General features: G+C 36.5%; 11 protein-coding genes and 2 rRNA genes. All 13 read left to right on the top strand.

Translation table 11 applies throughout. From position 1 onward, the window contains the following. Nucleotides 1-364 precede the first annotated feature (364 nt). The 13 genes from LIX58_RS03465 (at nucleotide 365) to rsmI (ending at nucleotide 17,096) form a co-directional block, all read left to right on the top strand. A 23S ribosomal RNA gene (locus LIX58_RS03465) occupies nucleotides 365-3,286 on the top strand. A 69-nt stretch (nucleotides 3,287-3,355) separates the two neighbouring features. Further along, nucleotides 3,356-3,470 (top strand): 5S ribosomal RNA (gene rrf / locus LIX58_RS03460). Between the two features lie 600 nt (nucleotides 3,471-4,070). Beyond that, entirely contained in the window at nucleotides 4,071-9,881 is a 5,811-nt protein-coding gene (locus tag LIX58_RS03455) for a MucBP domain-containing protein (RefSeq protein WP_226386076.1), read from the top strand. Between the two features lie 147 nt (nucleotides 9,882-10,028). Continuing rightward, nucleotides 10,029-10,562, top strand: coding sequence for a GNAT family N-acetyltransferase (locus LIX58_RS03450; RefSeq protein WP_126566254.1), 534 nt, complete (start codon nucleotides 10,029-10,031; stop codon nucleotides 10,560-10,562). 23 nt (nucleotides 10,563-10,585) lie between these two features. Next, nucleotides 10,586-11,923: an aminotransferase class V-fold PLP-dependent enzyme gene (locus LIX58_RS03445; RefSeq protein ID WP_154838409.1), complete on the top strand. Its 1,338-nt coding sequence runs from the start codon at nucleotides 10,586-10,588 to the stop codon at nucleotides 11,921-11,923. 1 nt (nucleotide 11,924) lies between these two features. After that, nucleotides 11,925-12,542: a dTMP kinase gene (gene tmk / locus LIX58_RS03440; RefSeq protein WP_126566258.1), complete on the top strand. Its 618-nt coding sequence runs from the start codon at nucleotides 11,925-11,927 to the stop codon at nucleotides 12,540-12,542. 27 nt (nucleotides 12,543-12,569) lie between these two features. Next, a complete protein-coding gene (locus LIX58_RS03435) occupies nucleotides 12,570-12,899 on the top strand; it encodes a cyclic-di-AMP receptor (RefSeq protein WP_226386075.1) in 330 nt (109 codons plus the stop codon). Nucleotides 12,900-13,018: 119 nt separating this feature from the next. Then, a complete protein-coding gene (locus LIX58_RS03430; RefSeq protein WP_126566262.1) occupies nucleotides 13,019-13,945 on the top strand; it encodes a DNA polymerase III subunit delta' C-terminal domain-containing protein in 927 nt (308 codons plus the stop codon). A gap of 1 nt (nucleotide 13,946) precedes the next feature. Then, nucleotides 13,947-14,750, top strand: a complete 804-nt coding sequence (locus tag LIX58_RS03425; RefSeq protein WP_154838408.1) for a stage 0 sporulation family protein — start codon at nucleotides 13,947-13,949, stop codon at nucleotides 14,748-14,750. 16 nt (nucleotides 14,751-14,766) lie between these two features. Continuing rightward, a complete protein-coding gene (gene yabA / locus LIX58_RS03420; RefSeq protein WP_126566267.1) occupies nucleotides 14,767-15,165 on the top strand; it encodes a DNA replication initiation control protein YabA in 399 nt (132 codons plus the stop codon). 123 nt (nucleotides 15,166-15,288) lie between these two features. Then, nucleotides 15,289-16,014 (top strand): tRNA1(Val) (adenine(37)-N6)-methyltransferase, encoded by a 726-nt coding sequence (locus tag LIX58_RS03415; protein WP_126566270.1) that lies wholly within the window; start codon nucleotides 15,289-15,291, stop codon nucleotides 16,012-16,014. Beyond that, the gene (locus tag LIX58_RS03410) at nucleotides 16,007-16,294 is read left to right on the top strand and encodes a GIY-YIG nuclease family protein (RefSeq protein ID WP_154838407.1); all 288 of its coding nucleotides are present in this window, start codon (nucleotides 16,007-16,009) and stop codon (nucleotides 16,292-16,294) included. Before LIX58_RS03415 ends, LIX58_RS03410 begins: the two co-directional genes overlap by 8 nt. Continuing rightward, nucleotides 16,257-17,096 (top strand): 16S rRNA (cytidine(1402)-2'-O)-methyltransferase, encoded by an 840-nt coding sequence (gene rsmI, locus LIX58_RS03405; protein ID WP_126566274.1) that lies wholly within the window; start codon nucleotides 16,257-16,259, stop codon nucleotides 17,094-17,096. The genes LIX58_RS03410 and rsmI overlap by 38 nt, the downstream gene beginning before the upstream one ends. Nucleotides 17,097-17,205: the final 109 nt, after the last annotated feature.

The raw sequence follows: 17,205 nt of genomic DNA, 5'->3' as shown, positions 1-17,205 counted from the left end.
ATTCAGTTTTGAATGTTTATTTCAAACATTCAAATTAAATGATGATTGCATTAAACATTATAATTTGATATAATATTTAATTGTGATTGTTGAAAATATTATTTAAAGAAATCGTTTCTCAGACAATGAGTTGAATGAATTTAAAGCGCAGTTTACTTTCGTAAATGAGCATTTAAATTTGTGATAACGAAGAAGTATGAAAACGATTGACTAAATAATTTAAATTGTACATTGAAAACTAGATAAGTAAGTAAATAGATTTTACCAAGCAAAACCGAGTGAATAGAGTTTTAAATAAGCTTGAATTCATAAAAAATAATCGCTAGTGTTCGAAAGAACACTCACAGATTAATAACTATATTTAGATTAAGTTATTAAGGGCGCACGGTGGATGCCTTGGCACTAGAAGCCGATGAAGGACGTTACTAACGACGATATGCTTTGGGTAGCTGTAAGTAAGCGTTGATCCAGAGATTTCCGAATGGGGGAACCCAGCACGAGTTATGTCGTGTTATCGACAAGTGAATTCATAGCTTGTCAGAAGGCAGACCCGGAGAACTGAAACATCTTAGTACCCGGAGGAAGAGAAAGAAAATTCGATTCCCTGAGTAGCGGCGAGCGAAACGGGAAGAGCCCAAACCAATAAGCTTGCTTATTGGGGTTGTAGGACACTCTATACGGAGTTACAAAGGAATATGTTAGACGAATCATCTGGAAAGTTGAATCAAAGAAGGTAATAATCCTGTAGTTGAAAACGTATTCTCTCTTGAGTGGATCCTGAGTACGACGGAGCACGTGAAATTCCGTCGGAATCTGGGAGGACCATCTCCTAAGGCTAAATACTCTCTAGTGACCGATAGTGAACCAGTACCGTGAGGGAAAGGTGAAAAGTACCCCGGAAGGGGAGTGAAAGAGAACTTGAAACCGTGTGCTTACAAGTAGTCAGAGCCCGTTAATGGGTGATGGCGTGCCTTTTGTAGAATGAACCGGCGAGTTACGATCTGATGCAAGGTTAAGCAGGAAATGTGGAGCCGTAGCGAAAGCGAGTCTGAATAGGGCGTTTAGTATTTGGTCGTAGACCCGAAACCAGGTGATCTACCCATGGTCAGGTTGAAGTTCAGGTAACACTGAATGGAGGACCGAACCGACTTACGTTGAAAAGTGAGCGGATGAACTGTGGGTAGCGGAGAAATTCCAATCGAACTTGGAGATAGCTGGTTCTCTCCGAAATAGCTTTAGGGCTAGCCTCAAGTGATGATTATTGGAGGTAGAGCACTGTTTGGACGAGGGGCCCCTCTCGGGTTACCGAATTCAGACAAACTCCGAATGCCAATTAATTTAACTTGGGAGTCAGAACATGGGTGATAAGGTCCGTGTTCGAAAGGGAAACAGCCCAGACCACCAGCTAAGGTCCCAAAATATATGTTAAGTGGAAAAGGATGTGGCGTTGCCCAGACAACTAGGATGTTGGCTTAGAAGCAGCCATCATTTAAAGAGTGCGTAATAGCTCACTAGTCGAGTGACACTGCGCCGAAAATGTACCGGGGCTAAACATATTACCGAAGCTGTGGATTGTCCTTTGGACAATGGTAGGAGAGCGTTCTAAGGGCGTTGAAGCATGATCGCAAGGACATGTGGAGCGCTTAGAAGTGAGAATGCCGGTGTGAGTAGCGAAAGACGGGTGAGAATCCCGTCCACCGATTGACTAAGGTTTCCAGAGGAAGGCTCGTCCGCTCTGGGTTAGTCGGGTCCTAAGCTGAGGCCGACAGGCGTAGGCGATGGATAACAGGTTGATATTCCTGTACCACCTAACATCGTTTTAATCGATGGGGGGACGCAGTAGGATAGGCGAAGCGTGCTGTTGGAGTGCACGTCCAAGCAGTGAGATTGAGTGTTAGGCAAATCCGGCACTCTTAAGATTGAGCTGTGATGGGGAGAGGAAATTGTTTCCTCGAGTCGTTGATTTCACACTGCCGAGAAAAGCCTCTAGATAGATAATAGGTGCCCGTACCGCAAACCGACACAGGTAGTCAAGATGAGAATTCTAAGGTGAGCGAGCGAACTCTCGTTAAGGAACTCGGCAAAATGACCCCGTAACTTCGGGAGAAGGGGTGCTCTTTAGGGTGCAAGCCCAGAAGAGCCGCAGTGAATAGGCCCAAGCGACTGTTTATCAAAAACACAGGTCTCTGCTAAACCGTAAGGTGATGTATAGGGGCTGACGCCTGCCCGGTGCTGGAAGGTTAAGAGGAGTGGTTAGCTTCTGCGAAGCTACGAATCGAAGCCCCAGTAAACGGCGGCCGTAACTATAACGGTCCTAAGGTAGCGAAATTCCTTGTCGGGTAAGTTCCGACCCGCACGAAAGGCGTAACGATTTGGGCACTGTCTCAACGAGAGACTCGGTGAAATCATAGTACCTGTGAAGATGCAGGTTACCCGCGACAGGACGGAAAGACCCCGTGGAGCTTTACTGTAGCCTGATATTGAAATTCGGCACAGCTTGTACAGGATAGGTAGGAGCCTTTGAAGCGTGAGCGCTAGCTTACGTGGAGGCGCTGGTGGGATACTACCCTAGCTGTGTTGGCTTTCTAACCCGCACCACTTATCGTGGTGGGAGACAGTGTCAGGCGGGCAGTTTGACTGGGGCGGTCGCCTCCTAAAAGGTAACGGAGGCGCTCAAAGGTTCCCTCAGAATGGTTGGAAATCATTCATAGAGTGTAAAGGCATAAGGGAGCTTGACTGCGAGACCTACAAGTCGAGCAGGGTCGAAAGACGGACTTAGTGATCCGGTGGTTCCGCATGGAAGGGCCATCGCTCAACGGATAAAAGCTACCCCGGGGATAACAGGCTTATCTCCCCCAAGAGTTCACATCGACGGGGAGGTTTGGCACCTCGATGTCGGCTCATCGCATCCTGGGGCTGTAGTCGGTCCCAAGGGTTGGGCTGTTCGCCCATTAAAGCGGTACGCGAGCTGGGTTCAGAACGTCGTGAGACAGTTCGGTCCCTATCCGTCGTGGGCGTAGGAAATTTGAGAGGAGCTGTCCTTAGTACGAGAGGACCGGGATGGACATACCTCTGGTGTACCAGTTGTCGTGCCAACGGCATAGCTGGGTAGCTATGTATGGACGGGATAAGTGCTGAAAGCATCTAAGCATGAAGCCCCCCTCAAGATGAGATTTCCCAACTTCGGTTATAAGATCCCTCAAAGATGATGAGGTTAATAGGTTCGAGGTGGAAGCGTGGCGACACGTGGAGCTGACGAATACTAATCGATCGAAGACTTAATCAATTTTTTCAAAGTTTTGCGACGCAAAATCTTTACTTACTATCTAGTTTTGAATGTATAATCATTCACTTGTCTGGTGACAATGGCAAGGAGGTCACACCTGTTCCCATGCCGAACACAGAAGTTAAGCTCCTTAGCGCCGATGGTAGTTGGATTTACGTTCCGCTAGAGTAGGACGTTGCCAGGCAATATTGAGACCGTAAGGTCTCTTTTTTTATGCTTAAAAAACAATAAAACCGTAGGCGAAAAGAAAAGATTCTAAACAATAAAAAAATATAAATTTCGAAGAGAATTTGAAAGAGTTTATTTAGCTTTACGAAGAGAAAGCGATTGAAGCTGATGAATTGAGGAAAGAGAGCAGCGAGTTTAGTTGGGCTAAATGAGCAAACGAAAGACGATAATGAAGAAAGATGCGAGCGCTTGCCTCAAAGTAAAGTAAGTTCCTTGGCGCCGATGGTAGCAGATTTACGTTCCGCTAGAGTAGGACGTTGCCAGGCAATTAAATCGTATGGATGCGATGAGCCGATATCGAGACCGTAAGGTCTCTTTTTTTACTTTAAAAGAAGATTAAACCATTAATGTAAGATGTATAACTATAGTTATAAAGTTTTAAGAAATAAACCTAATTATAGTGCAGAGATAGGCTAATTTTTATTTCTAGCAACTTTATAAAAATTAAATAATATTTATATTGATTTAAGTTTCTGTACATAGTATTATAACTATGAGTATGGAGAAATAAAGAAATAGCCTCACAATAGTATATTAATAAGGAGAAAAGAAATAATTGGACAGAAATAACAACAAGAATAACTTCTTTCAACCGAATATCCAAAATAAGTATTCGATTAGAAAATTTTCAGTAGGTATCGCATCAATTTTAGTAGGATCTTTTCTAGTATTTGGGGTTAATAATGAGGCACATGCAGCCGAAGCAAAAGATAGTGTTAATGCTTCTGATAAACAAAATAAAGAAGAAAATAACAAATTGCCTTCAACAAATATAGATAATGATAAGGCTAAAACACCTCAAGATAATAATAATAAAAATATAGCTCAAAATCAGGACAAAGTTCATGATATAACAGTAAGTAATGAAAAGCTGAATGTTTCTAAAAATAGTAAATTACAGTTAAATGAGCAAAAGGCTGATAATAACGATAAAATTTCAATAACTAACAACACTCAACAAGTTGATAATAGTCAATTGCTTGAAAATCAATTGACTAATAAGCAAGTTCAGAGCACTAGTAATATTCGAGAAAATGACAAAGTATCAGATAATAATGAGTTTGATAAAAATAAACAAACTGAGTTTAATAATATCACTCCAGTTGATGCAGCTAAAGTTGTTAAAAAACGTGTTAGACGTGATGCCGATTCATCAGATGATCAATTGGCAGGAGATTTTGTATTTAGTGGAACAAGTTCATCTGATAAAAGATATAATATTACTTCTGATTTAATTAACAACCGACGTGAAACTAATACATCATTTTCATTTACTGGTTCCGGACACGGAGCTATTAATAATGGGAAGTTGGTTTACGAAGCGCCTAAGAAATTCATTATGACAGCGCCTACTTTTTCTAATTCAGAATATGTGACGAAGAAGACTGATTTATCAGATACAGATACGTGGCGTTATCAATTTGATTTAAGACCAATTGCGGGAACTTCTGCTGGACAAATTAACATCAATCAAGTTATTGGTGGGATGATTTGGACTGGACCGGGAGATGGGGATGTAGTTACCTCAACTATGAAAATGTATCAAGGAGATACATTAGTTACGACTAAACAAACTAACGCGACTTTTGATAACGTTAAAGGTGGATTATATGTTGATCGTGGTCAACCAGCACCTACATCTGTTTGGCAAATAACACCTAAAATTCCTTCAAGCACATCACCAACTATCGGCGTTATAAAATCAGATGGTACAGTCTCAGATAAATCGGATAACTATCGTTACCAAGTTCCATTACCAAGCGATAATTGGTTCTTAGAAAATCGTGATGATGCGATTACACCAAGATACTATAGCCGTTACACTGACTTTAAATATAATATACAAAACATACCTAGTTGGCTTGAACTCGATACAGAAACGCCAAGTAATCAATTTTGGACTCAAGATGATACTGGCATTCATATGCATTTAACTGAAGGACAAAAATTACCATATGTAGGATATCGTCCAGTTCTAAAGTTGAAAAAATCTGCGCTTACACCTGAGGTACTTCAACAGTTTAAGAGAGATGGTTTCATTAAAGTTAACATGAATTGGCAAACAGTAGGTCGCTTACCAAATGGACAAGATTACATTCAAAATGTACCTGATCCTGAAGGTATTAAATTTAAAATGATTGACGAAGCTGGTAAAGCGACAGATAAAGTTTATTTTGCTGCTACGCGTACTTTAGAACCATCCCGTTTATTTACTAAAGCCGATCATACGCATGAACAATTTAGAGTGACTAAATACATTAATAACCGTGATCAGTCTAATAAATATGCACCAGCATATATGCATTCTATACAACTACCGCCAGGACAAGATGGTGATTATTTCACATCTTTAACTTGGCCACTTGAGAAAATTCGGTATAACAATGGATCAGGAGATAAGAATGCTGCAAAAGGTATTGCCTTAAAATCTCCATTTATTTTATATGGTGTTAACAATGATGGTACGACAACTAAACTTGCTGAGTGGTCAGAACTTAATAATGACAATAAAACATATAACTTTGGAGATGCTAAATATCAACATCTTATTTTACAAACACCAGTAATTAGAGATACTGTTTCTCCTGATAGTGATCAGCAAAAAGACATTTTCGAGTGGAATGCTGAGTTAACTTATGCTGTAGATGAACATAGATGGGAAACGGCAGCTAAGGACGATAATGTTAGACAAATGCAAAACGGAATTGTTATCGACCAAGTGCCTCAAAATACATTGGAAGCAGCAAGCGCAGTTCCAACTCGTAGTTTGTCAGGTTATTTATTAAATGGTGGATTTTCTTATATTCACACTAAAGAGGGGTTCCCGCATATATTAACAACTCCTATTGTTAGAAATACAAATGGGTCTTCTGGAAATTTACTGAATTATAATGACAAAGCCAATGTTTTAGTTAAGGCAAATACAAAAGATTATATGAAATATTTAAGTAAAGACCTTTTAGATAACAGTTCTGACATCGTAGACGATAAATTAGATAACATCAAAAATGTTTATCTATCATTAAGTGTTCCAGATGGTACAGCACTTGGCAATGTAAGATCATGGACTAATAATAAACTTATACGAACTTCAACTTGGTGGAATGACGCATATTATGAAACTACTAATGGAAATAAACTAAAAACTAGACCTGTACTTGATCCAGTGAAAGTGATTAAAAATTATAAGAATAGTGGAAGAACACTATATCTTTATAAGGCACCAGAAGGCTATGACTGGAATGAATCTGAAAAAAATGCAACGAGTACGCGTAGCTCTTTAACACAGGATACACAAGAAATTACATTTGACATTTATAATAAAGGAACATTGCCTAATGGTACATATTCAATTAGATATGCTACGATATGGGATAAAAATTCAGAAATTGTTCGTCCTACTAATGAACAGTCATTAACACAAAATCAACTTGAACTATCTGATGTAATTACAGATGATTTAAGTACAAATGAAAAATATGTTTCTGTGATAGATATACCTTTTAAAATTGCACTTGCTAAAGAATTTGCCTCAACTTTAACTATTGGTAAAGATTCGACTAATAGTTTTGATAGATCACAAGTTGATGTTAATTTAGGAGATAGTGTTAATTTACAAACTAATACAGTCAATTTCACTAATAGTGATGGAGTAATAAAAGAATTAGTAGTTACCATTCCAAAAGATAATGTGAAAACGAATTTAACTGCTTTAGTACCAGATACTACAAAATATCGAGTAGTTTATACTACTGATAGCGATGTTCAAAATGGAACGTACACTTCTAACCCTACTGATTTAACAAAAGTTACAGCTGTAAAATATGTATTTGATACGCCACTTGTATTAAGAAAAGGAGAAAATTTCCAAACTAATGTGCGAGTAACAGTGCCACCTGATGCACCAATATTAACTAAGTCACACTCACAAATATTTTCACGTGGTGTAGATAATTCTTGGTTAGCAGGTAACAAAGTTGAATTAGAAACTGAAGATAATAGAGGAACATTAGTAGTTAGTTATACAGACGAAGATGGTAATGTAATTCAGAGCCCAACTACGTCTCAAGGAGCAAAGAATACAGAATATCAAGCAAGCGTTCCTCAACTAATTAACAATCAAGGTCACCACTATAGATTTGTGAAAGTTGATAAACAAATGGATCCTATTTTGGGTCAATATGTAAAAGCACAAACGAAAAAAGTTCATTTGATTTATACTGAGGTCTTTGAAGGAAATGTAGTTGCTGATTTTAAAACAACTGATGGAGAAGTTTTAAGCCCTCAAGTTACTGTGGCTGATCATGAAGTAGATGGAACAAGTTATACAGCAACCGCAGCTACAATACCTAATCGAGTAAGTTATGAAACAGATGATAATGGGCCTGTTAAAAAGACGATAAGTTATCGATTAATAGCAACCCCTGATAATCAAACAGGGACAGTTGTTGGTAAGCAAACAATTGAAGTTCATTATGTGTACGAACCTGTAGTACTTTATGAACAAGTACCTAATGAAGCGCCACAAGTGGAGATTCCAGAGCTACAAGTGACACGTTATGTCGATACCGAAGGTAATGAAGTTAAAGATACAGAAGAAGGAACACAACAGCCACCAGGTATCATTGGAGATAAATGGCAATATACATCAAGAATGACACAAGAAGACGGCATCACAACATATGTATATGAGCGCATTCAACATGAAATTCCAAACGAAGCGCCACAAGTGGAGATTCCAGAGTTACAAGTGACACGTTATGTTGATACCGAAGGTAATGAAATTAAAGACACAGAAGAAGGAACACAACAACCACCAGGTATCATTGGAGACAAATGGCAATATACATCAAGAATGATGCAAGAAAATGGCATCACAACATATGTATATGAGCGCATTCAACATGAAATTCCAAATGAAGCACCACAAGTGGAAATACCAGAGTTACAAGTGACACGTTATGTTGATACCGAAGGTAATGAAATTAAAGACACAGAAGAAGGAACACAACAGCCACCAGGTATCATTGGAGATAAATGGCAATATACATCAAGAATGACACAAGAAAATGGCATCACAACATATGTATATGATCGAATTCAACATGAAATCCCGAATGAAGCGCCACAGGTAGAAATACCAGAACTCCAAGTAACACGTTATATAGATATCGACGGTAACGAAGTGAAAGGAACAGAAGAAGGAACGTTACCACCACCGGGAATGATTGGAGATAAATGGGAGTACACAGGAAAAGTGACAACGGAAGACGGCATTACAACATATGTATATGACCGAATTCAAACAAATATCCCAAATGATCCACCACAGGTAGAAATACCAGAACTCCAAGTAACACGTTATATCGATATCGATGGTAACGAAGTAAAAGGAACAGAAGAAGGCACATTACCGCCACCGGGAATGATTGGAGATAAATGGGAGTACACAGGAAAAGTGACAACAGAAGAAGGCATTACAACGTATGTATATGACCGAATTCAAACAAATATCCCAAATAATCCACCACAGGTAGAAATACCAGAGTTACAAGTAACACGTTATATCGACATCGATGGTAACGAAGTGAAAGGAACAGAAAAAGGTACGTTACCGCCACCAGGCATAGTGGGAGATAAATGGCAATATACAGGAAAAGTAACAACGAAAGATGGAGTTACAACATATGTATATGAAAAGATTCAAACGAATATACCGAATGATCCACCACAGGTGGAAATTCCAGAATTTCATATAACACGTTATATCGATATTGATGGTAACGAAGTGAAAGGTACAGAGAAAGGAACTTTACCACCGCCAGGCGTAGTGGGAGATAAATGGCAATATACAGGAAAAGTAACAACGAAAGATGGAGTTACAACATATGTATACGAAAAGATCCAAACGAATATACCGAATAATCCGCCACAGGTAGAAATTCCAGAACTCCATATAACGCGTTATATTGATAAAAATGGACATGAAATTACTACAGTGGAAAAAGGTAACAAGCCTCCGTATTTATTAATTCCAGGTGGCTGGAGATATACTGGTATAGTTATTGAACATGATGGCATTACAACGTATGTGTATGAAAAAGTTGATAATAAAAAAGTCGATAAAACACATAAAGTAAGTCGTTTCAAAGCGTCACCTAAACGTACTGATAAACCGTTACATTCATTTACACCAATATCTGTAAATACTCACAAAGAAGAGAATAAACTCAGTCCACATAAAGTGGAGTTACCACAAACTGGACAAACTAATACTAACCCTTCAAGTGCTCTTGCAAGTATATTGTTAGCATTAGGTTCAATATTTATACTGAGAAGAAAAAAAGACGAGACGCATAAAAATTAATATCTCTCAAAGTCTATAATCATCTAATTGAGATGTACGCCAAAAGTTAGACTCAAACTAACTTAGAGGTGTACATCTCTTTTTTGTCATTATTATTTACTTTTCTTAATCAATTCCCTAGAATTTCAATTAAGGGAGTGCTTATAAATGATAATTAGAGCTTTAGAAGAAACTGATTTGAAATTTGTGCACCATTTAAACAATGAATATTCAATTATGGCGTATTGGTTTGAAGAACCTTACCAGTCACTTAGTGAGTTACAAAATTTATATCAAAAACATATCCTCGATGAATCGGAACGTCGTTTCATTATTGAAGATAATAATATTTCTATAGGCGTAGTTGAATTAGTAGAAATTAACTTTATTCATAGAAATTGTGAGATTCAAATTATCATAGACCCTCAACATAGTAATAAAGGCTACGCTAAAAATGCGTTCAAAATGGCGATTGATTATGCATTCTTAGTATTGAATATGAATAAAATATATTTATATGTCGATGTAAATAATCAAAAAGCAGTCCACATTTATAAAAGTCAAAATTTTACCGTAGAAGGTGAGCTAAAAGAACATTTTTATACTCGTGGTGAATATAGAGATTGCTATATCATGGGATTAAGTAAATCGAATTGGATTAATCAGCGAAATGGAGACGATGATTTATCACAAGTTCGATAAAAAATTTAGAAAGTGTGTCCTCATTGAAACTTCCAATTAATCAACAACTTAATGTTTTGAAAAATGAAAAAGCTATTTCATTACATGTTCCAGGCCATAAAAATATGACTATTGGCTTCCTAAATCAATTAGACTTAAAAATGGATATGACCGAAATTACAGGGCTAGATGATTTACATCATCCCGAAGAAATTATCCTAGAGAGCATGCAAAATATTAATAAACATCCTGATTATGATGCATATTTATTAATTAATGGGACGACGTCAGGTATATTGTCAGTTGTTCAAGCATTTTCCAGCATAAAAGGTAAGTATTTAATTAGTAGAAATGTCCATAAATCTGTATTTCATGGGATAGATATTGCTCAACAAGGCGCTGATCTTATGCCAATGCTACAAAGTAATATTAGCCATCAATATTTAAGTCCTAATTTAAAAAATTTAACGGTTAACAATCAGAAATTAGCAATTTTAACTTATCCTAATTATTATGGAGAGACCTATAATATTAATGAAATAGTTGAAGAATTACATCAATACAATGTGCCAATTCTTGTAGATGAAGCACACGGGGCCCATTTCAATTTAACGCGATTTCCTAAATCGGCCTTAGACTCAGGCGCTGACTACGTTGTGCAGTCTTATCATAAAACATTACCTGCATTAACCATGGGTTCAGTTCTTTTTATACATAAGAATGCTCCACTTAAAGAAGATGTCATTCGTTATTTGGGTTACTTTCAAACATCGAGCCCTTCTTATTTAGTTATGGCGAGTATTGAATTAGCACATCAATTTTTTGAAACTTACGAAACCACTCTATTTTTTGAAAAGAGAACACAATTCATTAATACGCTTAATAATAAAGGTTTTGACGTTATCGAAGTGGATGACCCTTCAAAATTATTAATTCAGTATCCTGGTTATTCTGGTTATGATATTCAAACATGGTTTGAACAAACGCACATTTATGTAGAGTTGGCAGATGAGTATCAAGTGTTACTTATACTTCCGTTATGGCATAAAGATGACACCTACCCATTTGATTTATTATTAAAAAGGATAGAAACGATAACATTGCCACCTAAACGTAAAAAGGAACAAGCCACGTTGCCTATAACATTAGAGGCAGGCGTCTATGATTCTCAGCATATTTCTCAAACGAATTGGATTGAATTAGAGGATGCTATTGGCAAAATCTTAGCGCAACACATTATTCCATATCCTCCAGGAATTCCCATTTTTCTAAAAGGAGAGCGGATGACAAAGAATATGGTAAAATTGATGCGATATTATCTTCAAAATGGCAACAGAGTAGAAGGTATTAATAATGGAAAAATATTAATTAAGGATGAATAATATGTCTGCATTTATAACATTTGAGGGACCTGAAGGCTCAGGTAAAACTACAGTTCTTCAACGTGTATCTGATAAATTAGCTCAAAATTATGAACTAGTAACGACAAGAGAACCAGGTGGCGTACCAACTGGAGAAGAGATTCGTAAAGTGGTACTTGAAAGTGGCACGATGGACATGCGTACTGAAGCGATGCTATTTGCGGCTTCGAGAAGAGAACATCTAGTGGAAAAAGTGATTCCAGCACTAGAAAATCATAAAATTGTCTTATGCGATCGATATATTGATAGTTCGTTCGCTTATCAAGGTTACGCACGGGGTATAGGTATTGAAGAAGTTAAAAAATTAAATGATTTTGCTATTAATGGTTTATATCCTGATTTAACAATTTATCTCGATATTACTGCTGAAGTTGGTCGAGATAGAATATTAAAAAATCAACGCAACCAGAATCGACTTGATAAAGAAGATATGGCTTTTCATGAAAAAGTCATTGAAGGTTACCATCAAGTGATTGAAGCAACACCAGAACGTTTTAGCGTGGTTGATGCTACTCGTAGTATTGATGAAGTCGTTGATGAAACATATGAGATAATCTTAAATTTTTTAAAAAAATTATGATATAATAACTAGAAGAGGTGTTTTAAAATGAAAATGATTATAGCGATCGTCCAAGATCAAGATAGTCAAGAACTTTCAGACCAACTCGTTAAAAATAACTTTAGAGCTACAAAATTAGCAACTACTGGTGGATTTTTAAGAGCGGGGAATACGACATTTTTATGTGGTGTTGATGATGACCGCGTTGATGGAATTTTATCTGTAATTGATCATACTTGTGGTAATAGAGATCAACTTGTTTCTCCAATGACACCAATGGGTGGTAGTGCAGATTCTTACATACCTTATCCTGTTGAAGTTGAAGTTGGAGGCGCTACAGTATTTGTAATGCCAGTCGAAGCATTCCACAGATTTTAATAACTAAGAGAATTAATGTAGAAACTAGAATTTAATGACACCTTAGATGATGATACAATATTCGGCTGCTGTGATAGGCAGCCTTTTTATATAAGTAAAATGAATAAGGGGTATGCAAAATGGATGAACTACACAAATTAGATAATGCGTACCGTTCGAATAAATTGTCTCATGCGTATTTATTCGAAGGCGATGATGCTGAGTCCATGCGTTATGTAGCTATGGAATTTGCAAAACTTATTCTTTGTGACGGAGACCAACAATGCGAGTTGAAAGTAGATCACTATAATCAACCGGATTTTATGTATGTAGCTTCAGAAGAAAATGCAATTAAGAAAGAACAGATTGAGCAACTTGTGCATCGCATGAATCAACTTCCAATTGAAGGTACATATAAAGTTTATGTAATAGAAGATTTTGAAAAGTTAACTGTTCAAGGGGAAAATAGTATATTAAAATTTTTAGAGGAACCACCTAATAATACAGTGGCGATTTTAATGTCTACGAAACCTGAACAGATTTTAGATACCATTCATTCACGTTGCCAACATGTTTACTTTAAACCGAGTGATAAGCAACATTTTATAGATAGATTAGTTGAACATGATGTGAATCGTGCAGTAGCTGAAATGTTGAGTACATATACAACACAATTAGATACTGCTAAAGATTTAAATGAAGAACATGATTTAGTAGCGCTTAGGAAAGTGATTGTTCACTGGTGTGAATTGTTAATTACGAATCAACCGATGGCGTTAATTGGGATTATTGATTTATTAAAAAATGCGAAGAGTCGGAAATTACAGACGCTCACTTTAGCTGCAGTGAATGCTTTCTTTGAAGATATTATGCATGCTAAAGTAGAGACAAAAAAAGATTATATTTATTCGGATTTACAAGCTGAAATTGAATCATATGCTAAACAACTAACATTTAATCAAATTATATTGATGTATGACCAAATTACAGAAGCACACAAAAAATTAATGCAAAATGTTAATCCGACGCTTGTATTTGAACAAATAGTTATAAAAGGTGTGAGATAAAATGCCAAACATCGTAGGTGTACAATTTCAAAAAGCAGGGAAATTGGAATACTATGCGCCTAAAGATTTAGACTTACAGAAACACGATTGGGTCGTTGTCGAATCAAAGCGAGGCATTGAAATTGGTAATGTACGATTTCCATCTAAAGAGGTGGAAGAAGGGGATGTTACATTACCTTTAAAAGAAATTATAAGAATAGCAACTGACGAAGATATTCAAACATATTATCGTAATGAAGCGGATGCTGAGGATGCACTAATACTATGCAAAGAATTAGTGAAAGAACAACAATTAGATATGCGTTTAGTGAATTGTGAATATACATTAGATAAATCTAAAGTGATATTCAACTTTACTGCAGATGATCGTATCGACTTCCGAAAATTAGTAAAAGCTTTGGCACAAAATTTAAAAACACGTATCGAATTAAGACAAATTGGTGTGCGTGATGAAGCTAAATTACTTGGAGGCATCGGTCCATGTGGTCGATCATTATGTTGTTCTACATTTTTAGGTGACTTTGAGCCAGTGTCTATTAAAATGGCGAAAGATCAAAACCTATCTCTTAACCCTACCAAGATTTCTGGCGCATGTGGACGTTTGATGTGCTGTCTTAAATATGAGAATGATTTCTATGAAGAAGCAAGAGCACAATTACCAGATGTAGGCGACCAAGTGGAAACGCCAGAAGGTCAAGGTCGAGTAGTTGGTTTGAATATATTAGATATTTCAATGCAAGTTAAAATTGAAGGTCTTGAACAACCGCTAGAGTATAAAATGGAAGAATTAAAAGCTTTTAATTAAGGAAGGTGCGTCACGTTTGAATCGTAATGATTTATTTGAAAAGATAATTCAACTTGAAAGTAATGTAACACGTTTAAATCAAGATATGACTGAACTTAAATCACTAACGATTGACCTTATAGAAGAAAATGTCGCGTTACAAGTTGAAAATGATAATTTAAAAACATTAATGGCAAAAAGTGAACAAGATTCCGAAGTGAACAAACCTGTTAATCCTACAAAACCAAAAGGGACAACTTCAAAAGATAATGAAGAAGACAAACGTTCTACTAAAAATGTGAAAAAACCATTACCAAGTAAAGATAATTTAGCTGTTTTATATAGTGAAGGCTTCCATATTTGCAATGGTGAATTATTTGGTAAACATCGATTAGGTGAAGATTGTTTACTATGCTTGAACGTGTTAAATAGTTAACAACGAAAAATTTTAATACTGGATATAGAGGTTTATGCCAGTTTCTAATAGACAGAGATGGATTTCAACACGAGTTGTTTATTAAGTGTGTTGTAAAGACATCTCTTTTTTAGGAGTAAATATATGCTGAAAGATCAAGAAAGATTGGATGAATTAATAAAAGAAGATTTAAAAATAATTCAAAATGATGATGTGTTCTCTTTTTCAACCGATGCGTTATTATTAGGGCATTTTACTGAAGTGAGAAAAAAGGACAAGATTTTAGACTTATGTGCTGGTAATGGTGTGATTTCATTATTATTGTCTGCGAAGGGTACACAAATGATTGAAAGTGTTGAGATTCAAGAGAAACTTGTAGATATGGCGCGTCGTAGCTATGAGTATAATCAACTCAACCATCGTTTGAAGATGCATCATTTGGATTTAAAAGAGGTATATCGCTATTTTAAACCATCACAATATACACTCGTTACTTGCAATCCCCCTTACTTTAAAGAGAACCAGCTCCATCAACATCAAAAAGAAGCGCACAAAATTGCGCGTCATGAAATTATGTGTACGTTAGAAGATTGCATGTTAGCTGCCCGTCATTTATTAAAACAAGGTGGCCGTCTAATGATGGTACATCGAGCGGATAGACTGATGGACGTCTTAACGGAAATGCGCAAGGCTGGTATTGAGCCTAAAAAAGTAGTGTTTGTTTATAGTAAGGTAAATAAATCAGCGGTCACAATTGTAGTGGAAGGACGTATGAATGGCAAACCAGGGCTAGAAATTGCGCCTCCTTTTTATATCTACAATAGTGATGGGGAATATAGTGATGAAATGAGAGAAGTGTATTATGGATAACCATTATGTCTATATTGTAAAATGTAAAGATAATAGTTTATATACTGGGTACGCGAAAGATGTTGATGCACGTGTAGCAACCCATAATGCTGGAAAAGGGGCCAAATATACTAAAACAAGACGGCCAGTAGAGTTAGTTTATCAAGAAACGTACACTTCGAAATCAGAAGCCATGCGTAGAGAATACGAAATAAAGACCTTCACAAGACAACAAAAATTAAAATTAATTGAGGAGAATGCAGATGGCGACTTTATATTTAGTGGGCACGCCGATAGGTAATTTAGGTGATATTACATTTCGAGCGATTGAAACGTTAAAAAATGTAGATGTTATAGCATGTGAAGATACAAGAGTAACGAAGAAGTTATGTCACCATTATGATATTCAAACACCGTTAAAATCGTATCATGAGCATAATAAAGAACAACAAACAGCATATTTAATTAATTTATTGAATGAAGGAAATGATATTGCTTTAGTATCAGATGCAGGTTTGCCATTAATAAGTGATCCAGGTTATGAATTAGTCGTTGAAGCACATCAACATCATATTTCAGTGGAAACAGTGCCTGGCCCTAACGCAGGGTTAACAGCACTTATGGCGAGTGGTCTACCATCGTTTACGTATACGTTCTTAGGTTTCTTACCACGTAAGGAAAAAGAAAAAATAGAGGTTCTACAAGAAAGAATGTATCAAGATAGCACGTTAATTATTTATGAGTCACCATTTAGAGTAACAGAAACTTTAAAAGCTATTATGAAAGTAGATGCTTCAAGACGTGTAGCTGTAGGACGAGAGCTAACGAAGAAGTTTGAACAAATTGTTATGCAAGAAGCGGAAACGTTACTCGCTGCTTTTGACAAGGAAGAGATTCCACAAAAAGGTGAGTTTGTCATTCTTATTGAAGGTGCGAAACCGCTTGAAACAGAACAATGGTTTGAGTCATTGTCTATTGAAGAACATGTTAACCATTATATTACTGAACAGAATTTGAAACCTAAAAAAGCGATTAAATTAGTAGCTGAAGACCGTCATATGAAGACGGGCGAAGTATATGATATTTATCATGAAATTAAATAACTTTGTGGTGTAGAAATCAGGATAAGAGAGACAATCATTTTCAAAAATAGACCTTCAAAAAAGGGCTTGAAATATTCCATAATATAATCAATTTGTGGTAATGTTAATA

Origin of the sequence: Staphylococcus sp. Marseille-Q1834 (assembly GCF_916858875.1) — a bacterium.
In the GTDB taxonomy this organism is placed as follows: Bacteria; Bacillota; Bacilli; order Staphylococcales; family Staphylococcaceae; genus Staphylococcus; species Staphylococcus pragensis.
The sequence above is the reverse complement of the archived record's forward strand: the minus strand, read 5'-3'. Positions and strand labels throughout refer to the sequence as shown.

What these genes read in the sequence shown, in the direction of transcription:
- LIX58_RS03430 (WP_126566262.1), top strand. Translation starts at nt 13,019, where the DNA reads ATGGATGAACTACACAAATTAGATAATGCGTACCGTTCGAATAAATTG.
- LIX58_RS03410 (WP_154838407.1), top strand. Translation starts at nt 16,007, where the DNA reads ATGGATAACCATTATGTCTATATTGTAAAATGTAAAGATAATAGTTTA.
- LIX58_RS03425 (WP_154838408.1), top strand. Translation starts at nt 13,947, where the DNA reads ATGCCAAACATCGTAGGTGTACAATTTCAAAAAGCAGGGAAATTGGAA.
- LIX58_RS03435 (WP_226386075.1), top strand. Translation starts at nt 12,570, where the DNA reads ATGAAAATGATTATAGCGATCGTCCAAGATCAAGATAGTCAAGAACTT.
- tmk (WP_126566258.1), top strand. Translation starts at nt 11,925, where the DNA reads ATGTCTGCATTTATAACATTTGAGGGACCTGAAGGCTCAGGTAAAACT.
- LIX58_RS03450 (WP_126566254.1), top strand. Translation starts at nt 10,029, where the DNA reads ATGATAATTAGAGCTTTAGAAGAAACTGATTTGAAATTTGTGCACCAT.
- rsmI (WP_126566274.1), top strand. Translation starts at nt 16,257, where the DNA reads ATGGCGACTTTATATTTAGTGGGCACGCCGATAGGTAATTTAGGTGAT.
- LIX58_RS03415 (WP_126566270.1), top strand. Translation starts at nt 15,289, where the DNA reads ATGCTGAAAGATCAAGAAAGATTGGATGAATTAATAAAAGAAGATTTA.